This window comes from Neobacillus sp. 114, from assembly GCF_030127045.1.
Classification (GTDB): domain Bacteria; phylum Bacillota; class Bacilli; order Bacillales; family Cytobacillaceae; genus Neobacillus; species Neobacillus rhizophilus.
On the sequence record NZ_CP126144.1, the window covers coordinates 2,504,031 to 2,517,006 of the forward strand.

Sequence of the window (12,976 nt, forward strand, 5' to 3'; positions counted from 1 at the left end):
AGATAAAGAAATTTGGGGAGGTAAAACCGTTGAATAAGAGAATTCCCCATGGCGGGAAATTAGTCAATCGAATCAATTTAAATTGTGTAGTGGACTATACTCTCAATTATGTTGAACTCGATAAATTGGAATTAAGCGATTTGGAGTTAATCGCTAACGGTGCTTACAGTCCAATTGAAGGTTTCATGGGAAAAGCCGACTATGAGTCGGTTGTACACAAAATGAGGCTTGTTTCGGGACTGCCGTGGTCACTGCCGATTACTCTGGCAGTCCACCAGACCAAAGCGGCCGAATTAACAATCGGTGAGACCATTAACCTCATTCATAATGACAAGGTTTATGGTGTCATGAAGGTAACCGAAAAGTTTTCACCAGATAAACGGATAGAGGCTGAAAAGGTATTCAAGACAACGGAACTAGCCCATCCCGGTGTAAAAAAACTTTTTGAACGTCCCGCTGTTTATCTGGCCGGACCTATCACACTTATAAAAAGACCTGAAAAAGGCCAGTTTGAGGATTTTTATTTAGACCCTATACAAACAAGGGAAATGTTCCAGCAATTAGGCTGGAAAACAGTTGTTGGGTTCCAAACACGTAATCCGGTACACAGGGCTCATGAATACATTCAAAAGTCGGCACTGGAAACGGTTGACGGGCTGTTCCTTAATCCTCTTGTCGGCGAGACAAAAGCAGATGATATTCCGGGCGAAATCAGAATGAAAAGCTATCAAGCCTTACTTGAAAATTATTATCCAAAGAACCGGGTGTTCCTGTCCGTTTTCCCGGCAGCGATGCGATACGCCGGACCGCGGGAAGCGATTTTTCATGCCCTTGTCCGGAAAAACTTCGGATGCAGCCATTTTATTGTCGGAAGAGACCATGCTGGGGTAGGAAACTACTATGGCACTTATGATGCCCAAAAAATATTTTCTAATTTTTCCGAAGAGGAGCTTGGAATCAAGCCGCTGTTTTTTGAACATAGCTTTTATTGTAAAAAATGCGAGAACATGGCTTCTGAAAAAACCTGCCCGCATGACAGGCAATATCATGTCATCTTATCCGGAACTAAAGTCAGGGGGATGCTCAAAAATGGCGAGCAGCCTCCAAAGGAATTCAGCCGTCCAGAAGTCGTTGAAATCCTTATCGAGGGGATGAGGGAAGTCTACAAACTAGAAGGTGTAGGAAATGGGGAAAAGTAATCATCTTACCTGGCACCAATCAACGATCACAAAAATAGACCGGCATCAGAAGAATGGACATAAAAGCTGTGTGCTTTGGTTTACAGGCTTATCAGGTTCAGGAAAATCTACGCTGGCAAATGCCGTAGACCAGGCACTTTTTAAAGAAGGCTTTAGAAGTTATGTATTGGATGGGGATAATATTCGTCATGGTTTAAACAAAGATTTAAGTTTTGGTGTTAGTGACAGGAAAGAGAATATCCGCCGAATTGGGGAAGTGGCAAAACTATTCGTGGACAGTGGTCAAATCGTTTCTTCAGCCTTTATTTCCCCTTTTCTTGAGGACCGGGCGCAGGTTCGTAATATGTTTGAAAACGGGGAGTTCATTGAAATTTACTTGAATTGCCCGATTCAAATCTGTGAAGACCGGGACCCGAAAGGTTTGTACAGAAAGGCAAGAATTGGAGAAATCCCCGAATTTACCGGTATCTCCTCACCATACGAAATTCCCGACAATCCAGAAATCATTATTGAAACAGGTCGAATGTCGATTGAAGAATCAGTAAAAGAAATTTTAGAGTATTTAAAGGAAAGGAAGATCCTTTAACAGGTCTTCCTTTACCTTATTTGGGGGGCTACCGTGAAAAAAGGAACAAATAATATTTCAGGACAAAATCCCCAATCAATTTCAACTCAAAATTATTCTAATACAACGAAATTAGTACTAGGATCTCTCCTTGCTGGAATCGCAGCCATCCTGCAGGCCGCCGGATTTTTTACAGGAATTGGCTATGCCTTCAGTATGTTAACTACACTGCCCATTGTTCTTGCTTCCATGTTGTCTTTAAGGATTGGGTTCATGTCTTATGTTATTACCGTTTTTCTATTGGCTATTATCCAGCCCAGCGAGTTGTTAGTATTTCCTTTTACAACAGGGCTATTAGGAATTTCCATGGGGGGCGCATTCAAGTTGTGGAAAAGTTGGATTTCTATCACTTTTGCCGGCGGAATTGGTCTCTCGATTGGAATCATGTTTTTGCTTTACGTTCTTCGGTTTCCGGTTTTAGGGCCAACGATCTCATCTATATTTAATTTTAAAACTTCCGTAATAATTTTCCTGTTCTCTTTGTTCTACAGTTTAATCTGGATGGGTCTAAGTAAGCGGGTTTTTGTAATTTTATCGAGGTATTTATAGATTTAATGGACTATTTGAAAAAGAGGCTGCCTAAACAAGACAGCCTCTTTACTCTTTAACGTCTTCGCCAATTGGCAGAAAGGAAAAGTAATCGATTAAATCTTAATTCATAAATAAAATCAATAATATTGGTTGAAAAGAATTGACAAACAATGGCGTACACGACAATTTTATAATCAATGACCAACGCGGTTAATAAAAATATCATCATATTGATGCCCATCATCACTTTTCCTGGACTCCAATTTTTATAGGCGGCTATCATTAGCGCAGGAATGACCATCCCGCCGCTTGATGCCCCTGCACGAATCAAAAGACCAACGCCGATGCCAAAAAAGATGCTGCCGCAAACCATATCAAACAACATATGAACGTGATGATGTGGTATTTGGGTCGTAATCACGCTAACAACTGTTGAGGTAGTAGCGACTGATAGAATGGTTCGAAATGTCCATGTATAGCCAAAATATTTTAGCGCAAAAAGTAAGAAGACAATATTGGCCAGCCATAGGGAGAAGCCAAGCGATAAACCAAACCAATAATTCATTAAGATGGCCAGTCCTGCCGCACCGCCGGAAGGGATGGAATGGGGAAATAAAAACAGGGACATTGACAGACCTTGCAAGGTTGCCCCAAAAAGCAAACATAGGTAAATTAACAAAGTTTTTTTCATTATTTAAAAGAAATAATCTCTAAAAATTTTCGTCATAACATTCACTGTTATTCCTCCCTGGACTTGCCTTTCTTGTCCATTTTATGAGTTGAGAAAAAAGAATATGTGGGAATATTTTGTGAAAAAACAAAGTTTTCCCAATCTACCGATGTTTTAAATTGCAATATTAGGATTGAAAATCAAAATTATTAAGATTAATATTATAGTAAGATTAATGACTATTATCATATGAAATAGTGAAAATGAACTAGTGCACCTAGACCTTTGACATGCCAAATCGGAAGTAGGATCATTTGACTATTTCTAATTTGGCTTTTTTATAAATAATGAAAGGAACTTTTGATCGTGATGCAAAGTTCTATAACTGATATTAAAAAGGAAAAGCGGATCTTGTTAGAAAAGCATTTAAATGGCAGCCTGAATAGCTATCAGTCTCTGTTCGCATGCGATTCTGATGCCATTTATGCAATGGATTTAGATGGTTATTTCATTCCATTAAACCCTGCTTGTGCGCTCATTTTTGGATATAATTCGGACGAATTTTCAAAATTAACGTATATGAAAGTCATGAAATTGGAGCATCTCGATCGAGCCATTTCATTTTTTTACAAGGCAATTGACGGCAAATTGCAGAATTTCGATTGTCAAATCGTTCATAAAAGCGGGAAATTAATTGATTTAAATATGACAAATTATCCGATTGTCATCGATGGTGAAATTGTAGGCGTTTATGCAGTAGCAAAGGATATTACGGAAATCAAACAAAAGCGAAAAAAGCTTATGGAAGATATTCAGCAGCGGGAGAATACCTATCGGGATATTGTAGAGCATTCACCTGATGCAGTCGCGATTGTTAAAGATGAGCTAATCCTTTTTGCCAACGATACTGCCGTGGATTTAATTGGTGCGAAGGATAAAAATGAAGTGATTGGAAAAAGCATTTACGATTTTTTGGACAGCCCTTACTCAGACATTGTGAAACAACGGGCCAAGAAGGTTGAAAACGGCATGGCTGTTGATTTTATCGTGGAAAAGCTGGTCCGTATGGATGGCACGATTATTGAAGTCGAAGTAAAAGCTATTCCAGCCATTTATCAAAACGAACCTGCACGTCATATTATCATTCGGGACATAATGGAGAAGAAAAGAACGCAAAAATTGCTTCTCCAGTCTGAAAAGTTAACGGTGGCCGGGCAGCTTGCCGCTGGAATCGCCCATGAAATAAGAAATCCATTAACCGCTATAAAAGGCTTTATTAAGCTAATGGATACAGGACGTGAATTTAATTCTAGTTATTTGGATATTATCAATTCTGAAGTGAACCGCATCGAACTGATTCTGGGTGAATTGTTGCTGTTAGCGAAACCGCAGTCTATGAAATTTGAAAAACGTGATTTGCCGACCATTTTAGAGCACGTTAAAACGCTTGCTGATACACAGGCGATTATGAGAAATATAGGTATTCATATTCTTTACCTGACAGAAATCCCTGAAGTTTATTGCGATGAAAACCAGCTTAAGCAAATGTTTATTAATTTCCTCAAAAATTCTGTTGAGGCCATGCCTAAGGGTGGAGAAATCATTATAGAGGTTCAATGTACAGATTCTAATCAAATAAAAATTCGGTTTATTGACCAAGGGTGCGGTATCCCGAAAGAGCATCTCGAACGAATAGGCCAGCCATTTTTTACAACCAAGGATAATGGAAATGGATTAGGTTTGATGATTAGCATGCAAATTATTGAAAATCACAATGGCACGATGCATATCTCTAGTAATGAAAATGGAACTACGATGGAGATATTACTGCCAATTTAGTGAATGTTAGCGGACGGAGGGAAGACCGTCCGTTTTTGTATTGACGAGAATTTCATTTTATGATATTTAAATATTTGTTAGCACTCATTTCAATAGAGTGCTAATCATTTGATTTATTGACCTCCTGCAATTATGATGAGAAGGGTAAAAATGGAAGGAGAATTGGGTATGGAAACAAAACAATTTAAAGCGGAATCGAAACGTTTGTTGGACATGATGATTAATTCGATTTATACGCATCGCGAAATTTTTCTGCGTGAGTTAATCTCCAATGCGAGTGATGCGATCGATAAAATCTATTACAAAGCATTAACGGATGATTCCTTGTCATTCGATAAAGACAATTACTACATAAAGATAATCGCTGACAAAGAAAATAGAACCTTACGATTAATCGATACTGGGATTGGGATGACTAAGGAAGAATTGGAAAATAACCTTGGTACGATTGCTAAGAGTGGATCTTTAGCGTTCAAAAGCGAGAATGAATTGAAGGATGGCTATGATATCATTGGCCAATTTGGCGTTGGTTTTTATTCAGCGTTTATGGTTGCCGACGTCGTAACAGTCATTAGTAAGGCTTTAGGTAGTAACGAAGCCTACAAGTGGGAGTCACATGGTGCCGAGGGATACACCATCGTTCCATGTGAAAAAGAAACAGTCGGTACTGACATTATTTTAAAAATCAAAGATAATACCGAAGAAGAAAATTATGATGAGTATTTAGAGGAATACCGTTTAAAAGCAATTATCAAGAAATACTCTGACTTTATCCGCTACCCTATTAAAATGGATGTGTCGAAAAGCCGTCTTAAAGAGGGCAGCGAAACGGAATATGAAGATTATCAAGTTGAAGAAACCATCAACAGCATGGTGCCGATTTGGCGGAAAAATAAAAACGAACTGACAGTGGAGGATTATGAAAATTTTTATGCGGAAAAGCGTTACGGCTTTGACAAACCGCTGAAGCATATTCATATCAGTGTGGATGGGGCGGTCCGTTATAACGCGATTCTTTATATTCCAGAAAACATGCCGTTTGACTATTATTCTGCAGAATATGAAAAGGGTCTAGAGCTTTATTCGAGCGGTGTTTTAATTATGAACAAGTGCGCCGACCTCCTGCCTGACTATTTCAGCTTTGTTAAGGGAATGGTCGACTCAGAAGATTTATCTTTGAATATTTCACGTGAGTTGCTCCAGCACGACCGTCAATTAAAGCTAATAGCGAAAAATATTAACAAGAAAATCAAGAGTGAGCTAGTAAGCTTATTGAAAAATGAACGGGAAAAATACGAGCAGTTTTATCAGGCATTTGGCCGCCAGTTAAAGTATGGCGTCTATAGCGAATTTGGTGCCCATAAGGAAGAATTGCAGGATTTATTGATGTTCCATTCCTCCAAAGAGAAGAAGCTCGTAACGTTAGATGAATATGTTTCTAGAATGCCGGAGGACCAAAAATATATTTTCTACGCCACTGGCGGAACCAATGAGCGAATCGAAAAGCTGCCGCAAACGGAGTTGGTTGCAGACAAAGGCTATGAAATTCTGTATTTCACAGATGAAATTGACGAATTCGCCATTAGAATGCTAATGAGTTACAAAGATAAAGAGTTTAAGTCCGTTTCTAGTGGTGATTTAGGCTTTGAAGCAGATGAAAAGTCTCAGGATTCGGCAGGAGAAGAGCAGGATAACAAAGAACTGTTTGATTATATGAAGGAGACCTTGGCTGGCAAAGTGAAGGATGTCCGTATTTCTAAACGCCTGAAGTCGCATCCAGTTTGCTTATCAACAGATGGAGAAGTCTCTATCGAGATGGAAAAAATCCTAAATGCAATGCCGAATAACCAGGGAATTAAAGCTGAGAAGGTACTAGAAATCAATGCAAATCACGAGGTTTTTGAAGCCTTAAAAGAATCATTTGCCGGAGACAAAGACAAGCTGACATTGTATACACACCTATTGTATAATCAGGCACTACTAATTGAAGGCCTGCCAATTGAGGATCCGGTTGAATTTACGAATAATATTTGCAAAATAATGGTGTAATGGATGATGAAAGGATTGCCGTGATACGTGATGCGGCAATCCTTTAAATTTTTCTCCATTTTTAGAGTATTGGCCGGATCATAGACAAAACCAGTCGGAAAACAGACGAAAATGTCCTTGATAGGCCGGATCAAGGACAAAACCGGTCGGAAAACAGATGGAAATGTCCTTGATAGGCGGGATCAAGGACAAAACCGGTCGGAAAACAGACGAAAATGTCCTTGATAGGCCGGATCAAGGACAAAAACGGTCGGAAAACAGATGGAAATGTCCTTGATAGGCGGGATCAAGGACAAAACCGGTCGGAAAACAGACGAAAATGTCCTTGATAGGCCGGATCAAGGACAAAACCGGTCGGAAAACAGATGGAAATGTCCTTGATAGGCGGGATCAAGGACAAAACCGGTCGGAAAACAGACGAAAATGTCCTTGATAGGCGGGATCAAGGACAAAACCGGTCGGAAAACAGACGAAAATGTCCTTGATAGGCAGGATCAAGGACAAAACCAGGAGAAAAACGGAAGAAAATGTCCTTGATAGGCCGGATCGAGGACAAAAACGGTCGGAAAACGGAAGAAAATGTCTTTGATAGGCGGGATCAAGGACAAAACCGGTTGAAAAACAGATGGAAATGTCCTTGATCACCTTTTAAAACCCAATATTTCCGCAATAAACCATAAAGTATCTATAGGAAGCTCAATATATACACGTTAATGAATATTTCCATCCACATATTTTCCGTAATCCGGAATCGCTAAGCTGTCAAAATTATTTACCAGCCTTTGCAGTCCGCTGGTTAATGCCTCGCCTGCGAGCGGAGTACCATGCCCTGTTATCGCTGTCGAAGGACTTAATTCAGCTAGCTTTTTAACTGAGTCCCAAGCGGCCCTCCAATCAGTTGTGAAGTATCTAGGCGGACCGTTTACCTCTTCCTCCTGGGTAATGACCTTATATAAAGAATCCTGTTTCACATTTATGAAAGCATCTCCCGCAATCAACGCACGGTCCTCATCTCTAAAAAAGGAAACATGTCCAGGTGTGTGACCTGGAGTGTGGATCCAGCGGAAACCAGGCATATGAGGGACGCTGCCGTCTGCAGGAAGTTTTTCAACATGGTTACCCAGGTTAATTGGCTCATTCGGAAATAACGGTGACATCTTCGCCACCATCCCGCCTTCCACACTGGAGTCGGGCTCAGGATAGCTCCTTTGCCCGGTTAAATAAGGCAATTCAATTTCATGGGCATATACCGGTACCTGCCAATGATTCACCAGTTCGATTATTGCTCCAACATGGTCAAAATGACCATGCGTTAAAATAATCGCTTTCGGGCGGTAACCCTCGCCAAACCGTTCCTCTGCTGCCCCGATAATTTCATCTGCTGACCCCGTCATACCGGCATCCACTAAAACAAACTCGCCATTATCAGGGTTACCTACAAAACAAATATTGACGATTTGGATGGTATAAGAAAATAAATCCGGCAAAACCTGAATCCCGATTCCACTACCAATAGAAGTGGCTGGAATCAATTTATAGTCACTTCCATATGACATTTCTTTATCCATTAAACGATCCCCTTATCAATTTCCTAATTTTAGGGATAGTTTTCCTTTGTTTAAAGCAATTATTCAATCAGCTTAGTTAGGCTCCACATGGACATTAACATCAAACACATCGTGTTCCTTGATTAAGGCATTTTCCACCTTTGTGGCAACATCATGTGCTTCCCGAATATTTAGATTGGAATTCACGAGGATTACCACATCCACGACAGCGCTATTGCCATAATTCCGTGCTTTGATGTCCTTTATTCCTTTAACGCCCGAAATCTCTTCAATTGTATTTTTAAAAAAAGACATCTCCTTCACATCAAAACCATCGGTTAAGCTGTGGGATGCATCGCGAAAAATATCCCATGCCGTATTACAGATAAGAAGTCCTACGATTACTGCTGTAATTGGATCTAGCCATGGCAGATTGAATTGAGCGCCAATAATTCCTGCAGCAGTTCCGATGCTCACCCAGGCATCAGAGAGATTGTCTTTCGCGGCAGCCATTACCGCCTGGCTGTTAATTTTTGCAGCAAGCTTATGGTTATAGCGATAGACAGCATACATGACTGCACCACAAAAAATTCCGGTTACGGCAGAAAGGGGGTCTGGCGACTCGCTCTTTCCATTGATGATGGTGGTAACCGCATCATATAGCACCTCAATACCCACGGCCATCATGATAAAAGAAGAAACCATGGAGGCAACAGTTTCCGCTTTCCAATGACCATAAGGATGGTCCTTATCTGCGGGCTTTTGTGAAAGTTTTAGGCCGATTAACACAACAATAGATGCGATTACATCCGTACTGTTGTTTAACCCATCGGCCTTTAGTGCCTCCGAGTCGGATGCATAACCAACTGCCAGTTTTAAAATGGATAGAAAAATGTATGCCAAAATACTGATATATGCGGCTTGTTCCCCTTTTTTTAGTGCTAAATACTTTTCATTTTCCATATGTATTGCCCCTTAGCTTTTTGTTCCCTTCATTATCTTAGCAATCTATTATTATGTGGGTCTAGAGAAACCTTTTTAGTCCGGACTTAAAATTCTTATATCAGGAAAAAAAGTTTAGTACGGGCAAAATAGACATCTGCTTTAATGAAAAAATAGTTAAAATATTTTCATCATTTATATTGACAAATCCCTATGTGTCTAGTAGGATTAATTTCATCAACTATATATATAAATTCCTATTGGTCTAGTGGGATTAATATTAAGAAATAGAAACAGTAAAATGCCTTTCCTGGAATAGGAGGAATTTTTTAGGAAAAGGGGGCGAATCGGCTGAAAACACCAGATGAATGGCAAGAAATTGCGGCACACCTTAGGCCGATGCTCGAATCAATCAAATTCGGATCGATTACACTGGTTGTCCAGGACGGTAAGGTCGTGCAAATTGAGAAAAACGAAAAGGTTCGTCTTCAATCGAATAAAACACGCTGACTAGACAAACTAGAGGCGGTCTTCACCATTAATGGTCGAAGGCTGCCTTTTTTTAAAAGGAATAAGGAGGCTTGCATGATGACAAACGCAGTGACATATGAAAATTGGTATTCCATTTCTGACTCTTTTTCGATTCAAGATGAAACGAAAGGCGCTAAAGCAGTATTGGAATGGGCTTATCAGAATTATTCTGACAATAAAATTGTTTATGCTTCGAGCTTTGGGGCGGAAGCGATTGTGTTGATTGACTTGATTGCTCAGGTGAAACCTGATGCGCACATCGTTTTCTTGGATACAGATCTTCACTTTCTAGAAACCTACGATGTTATCAAAAGGATCGAAGAACGTTTTCCATCATTGAAAATCGAGAAGAAGAAACCTGCATTAACTCTTGATGAACAGGCTGCTCAATATGGGACAGCATTATGGAAACGCGACCCTAACCAATGCTGCCAAATCCGAAAAGTCATTCCTCTTAGGGAAACTCTTACAGCAAGAGAAGCTTGGATCTCTGGTCTTCGCAGAGAACAGTCACCGACAAGGAAAGATACTGAGTTTGTTAACAAAGATGAAAAATTTAAAAATATTAAAATATGCCCGCTGATTCATTGGACATGGGATGAGGTATGGTCCTATATTCGGGAAAAAGACCTTCCATATAATGAGTTGCATGACCACAACTACCCAAGTATTGGCTGCTTCCCTTGTACGCAAGCAGTTGCCGGTGACGGTGATTCCCGTGCCGGACGCTGGTCCGGCAGTAGTAAAACCGAGTGTGGATTACACTCATCGTAAGGGGGCGGTCAAAACGATCACAATCATTGCTATAATGATAGGTTTGTTTTTTGCAGTCAATATTGGGGCCAGCGGGGCAGCTGCTTCGATGGGGATATCCTATGGTGCCGGCGTTGTCAAAAAACAACTGGCTTTATTCCTTTGTGGAATTGCGGTGTTCCTTGGTGCATGGCTTGGCGGCGGCGAGGTCGTAAAGACCATTGGCGGCGGAATCGTTCCAAGCAGTACCTTTACAAATGCCATTGCTTTAATCGTGTTAGCTTCAGCAGCTATGTCGCTTTTTTTAGCGAACATTTTTGGAATACCACTCTCGACAAGTGAAGTAGCAGTGGGCGCCGTCGTGGGGGCGGGGATTGTCTATCAATCCGTTTTTGTCGGCAAGCTCCTCTGGATTATGGTGTTTTGGCTGTTAACTCCAATTGCAGCTTTCGTGCTGGCGATCCTTGCTGCTAATTTTTTAAAAATCAAACCTATTAAAAAAATTGTCGAGAAACCAAAAGCAGGACCTCTTCTTGCAGTACTTGTCGTCTTAATGGGATTGTTCGAAGCCTTTTCGGCAGGAATGAACAATGTGGCCAATGCCGTTGGCCCCCTTGTTGCCGCATCATTAATGTCTAAAGAGACAGCTGTCCTTTGGGGAGGTTTGGCCGTAGCACTTGGTGCATTCCTGCTCGGCCACCGAGTAATTGAAACCAATGGGAAGAAAATAACAAAGCTTCGCTTGGAAGAGGGATGTATCATATCCGGTACTGGAGCCAGCATCGTAACGGCTGCATCGCTCTTTGGAATTCCAGTTCCGCTTACGCAAATTACGACATCTTCTATTATTGGAATTGGTTTTGCAAAATACGGAAAATCAGTCTTGAAAAAGGGTATTGTCGTTCAGCTTCTGACGGTCTGGATTGTTTCACCGGTTATTTCAATGGTGCTCTCATACACCATTATTCAATTAGTGATAGTTCGGAACTTTTATCCGATTATTGTCATGGCAGGCGTCCTTATCTCTGTTTTTGGAGTGCTGTTTTTAATGAAACGAACTTCATCCGCATCGATTGGTGCGCCTACCGATATTGCAAATAAATAAAAACAAATAGAAGGGTTGATAACAAAAATGTCATTTTTACCAAAACCTCACGGAGGCAAACTTATTCAAGCTTTTGATCCAAACTATGATTTATCCAATGCAGCAAAAGAATTAGAAATTGATGCGATTGCTTTAAGCGATCTTGAACTTATTGGAGTGGGAGTTTTCAGCCCGTTAAACGGTTTTCTTGGTAAAGAGGATTATGAATCTGTTGTCAGCAATATGCGTTTAGCCGACAATACGATTTGGTCCATTCCAGTAACTCTTCCTGTATCCTATGAAATCGCGGAATCCTTAGTAGTCGGTGAAGAAATTAAATTAAAACACAACGATGAAGTTTACGGTGTAATTAAGGTTTCTGAATGGTATGAGCCGGATTTAAACAAAGAAGCAAGAGAAGTTTATAAAACGGAAGAACTTGCTCATCCAGGCGTTAAGCGGCTATTTGAAAGAGGACCTGTCTATGTGGCAGGGGAAGTTGTGCTTGTTAAGAAACCTGAAAAAGGCGTGTTCGGTGATGTCTGGTTCGAACCAAATCAGACTCGCGCCTTTTTTGAAGAGAAAGGCTGGAAAACAGTTGTTGGTTTCCAAACAAGAAATCCGATTCATCGTGCGCATGAGTACATTCAAAAGGCTGCCCTTGAAACGGTTGATGGCTTGTTCGTGAACCCGCTAGTCGGTGAAACAAAATCTGATGACGTTCCAGCTGATGTACGTCTGAAAAGCTATCGTGTTTTATTGGAAAACTATTATCCAAAAGAACGGGTCCAGCTAGGCGTCCACCCAGCTGCAATGCGCTATGCAGGTCCAAGAGAAGCTATTTTCCACGCTCTTGCCCGCAAAAATTATGGCTGCACACACTTTATTGTCGGCCGTGACCATGCTGGGGTAGGAAACTATTACGGAACCTATGATGCCCAGTATATTTTCAGCAATTTTACTGAAGAGGAACTTGGTATTAAACCATTATTCTTTGAACACAGCTTCTTTTGCACAAAATGCGATGGTATGGCATCTGACAAAACTTGCCCGCATGGCAAGGAAGATCGTGTAATCCTGTCGGGAACAAAAGTTAGAGAGATGCTCCGCTCAGGAGTTCTTCCGCCAGCAACCTTCAGCCGTAAAGAAGTGGTTGAAGTCCTGATTGAAGGAATGAGAGAAAAAGCGACAGTATAAGGAGTAGGA

At 40.8% G+C, this 12,976-nt stretch carries 12 protein-coding genes; 9 read left to right on the top strand and 3 right to left on the bottom strand.

What is annotated here, in order from left to right:
* Nucleotides 1-29: 29 nt before the first annotated feature.
* The 3 genes from sat (QNN06_RS12370) to QNN06_RS12380 are packed head-to-tail and all read left to right on the top strand — an operon-like array spanning nucleotide 30 to nucleotide 2,373.
* Entirely contained in the window at nucleotides 30-1,199 is a 1,170-nt protein-coding gene (sat, locus tag QNN06_RS12370) for a sulfate adenylyltransferase (RefSeq protein WP_213116076.1), read from the top strand.
* On the top strand, nucleotides 1,186-1,785 hold the full coding sequence (cysC, locus tag QNN06_RS12375) for an adenylyl-sulfate kinase (protein WP_213116075.1): 600 nt from the start codon (nucleotides 1,186-1,188) through the stop codon (nucleotides 1,783-1,785). Before sat (QNN06_RS12370) ends, cysC begins: the two co-directional genes overlap by 14 nt.
* A gap of 33 nt (nucleotides 1,786-1,818) precedes the next feature.
* Nucleotides 1,819-2,373 (top strand): hypothetical protein, encoded by a 555-nt coding sequence (locus QNN06_RS12380; protein WP_284037658.1) that lies wholly within the window; start codon nucleotides 1,819-1,821, stop codon nucleotides 2,371-2,373.
* 55 nt (nucleotides 2,374-2,428) lie between these two features.
* On the opposite strand, the gene QNN06_RS12385 is transcribed toward QNN06_RS12380, so the two are convergent.
* Entirely contained in the window at nucleotides 2,429-3,046 is a 618-nt protein-coding gene (locus tag QNN06_RS12385) for a YitT family protein (protein ID WP_213116073.1), read from the bottom strand.
* A 348-nt stretch (nucleotides 3,047-3,394) separates the two neighbouring features.
* Between QNN06_RS12385 and QNN06_RS12390 the strand changes: the two genes are divergently transcribed.
* Nucleotides 3,395-4,864, top strand: coding sequence for a PAS domain S-box protein (locus tag QNN06_RS12390; protein ID WP_249366511.1), 1,470 nt, complete (start codon nucleotides 3,395-3,397; stop codon nucleotides 4,862-4,864).
* 168 nt (nucleotides 4,865-5,032) lie between these two features.
* A complete protein-coding gene (htpG, locus tag QNN06_RS12395) occupies nucleotides 5,033-6,913 on the top strand; it encodes a molecular chaperone HtpG (protein ID WP_284037659.1) in 1,881 nt (626 codons plus the stop codon).
* A gap of 710 nt (nucleotides 6,914-7,623) precedes the next feature.
* Here htpG and QNN06_RS12400 read toward each other — a convergent pair.
* Nucleotides 7,624-8,481, bottom strand: a complete 858-nt coding sequence (locus tag QNN06_RS12400; RefSeq protein ID WP_284037660.1) for an MBL fold metallo-hydrolase — start codon at nucleotides 8,479-8,481, stop codon at nucleotides 7,624-7,626.
* Between the two features lie 72 nt (nucleotides 8,482-8,553).
* On the bottom strand, nucleotides 8,554-9,423 hold the full coding sequence (locus tag QNN06_RS12405) for a cation diffusion facilitator family transporter (protein ID WP_217034112.1): 870 nt from the start codon (nucleotides 9,421-9,423) through the stop codon (nucleotides 8,554-8,556).
* A gap of 378 nt (nucleotides 9,424-9,801) precedes the next feature.
* On the opposite strand from QNN06_RS12405, the gene QNN06_RS12410 reads away from it, so the two are divergent.
* The 4 genes from QNN06_RS12410 (at nucleotide 9,802) to sat (QNN06_RS12425) (ending at nucleotide 12,967) form a co-directional block, all read left to right on the top strand.
* Nucleotides 9,802-9,912, top strand: coding sequence for a YezD family protein (locus tag QNN06_RS12410; protein ID WP_378581377.1), 111 nt, complete (start codon nucleotides 9,802-9,804; stop codon nucleotides 9,910-9,912).
* A 75-nt stretch (nucleotides 9,913-9,987) separates the two neighbouring features.
* Complete coding sequence (locus QNN06_RS12415) at nucleotides 9,988-10,707, top strand: phosphoadenylyl-sulfate reductase (RefSeq protein WP_372447563.1); 720 nt, start codon at nucleotides 9,988-9,990, stop codon at nucleotides 10,705-10,707.
* Between the two features lie 34 nt (nucleotides 10,708-10,741).
* Nucleotides 10,742-11,791 (top strand): sulfate permease, encoded by a 1,050-nt coding sequence (locus QNN06_RS12420; RefSeq protein ID WP_213116895.1) that lies wholly within the window; start codon nucleotides 10,742-10,744, stop codon nucleotides 11,789-11,791.
* 27 nt (nucleotides 11,792-11,818) lie between these two features.
* Nucleotides 11,819-12,967 (top strand): sulfate adenylyltransferase, encoded by a 1,149-nt coding sequence (sat, locus tag QNN06_RS12425; RefSeq protein ID WP_217034110.1) that lies wholly within the window; start codon nucleotides 11,819-11,821, stop codon nucleotides 12,965-12,967.
* The last annotated feature ends 9 nt before the right edge of the window (nucleotides 12,968-12,976 follow it).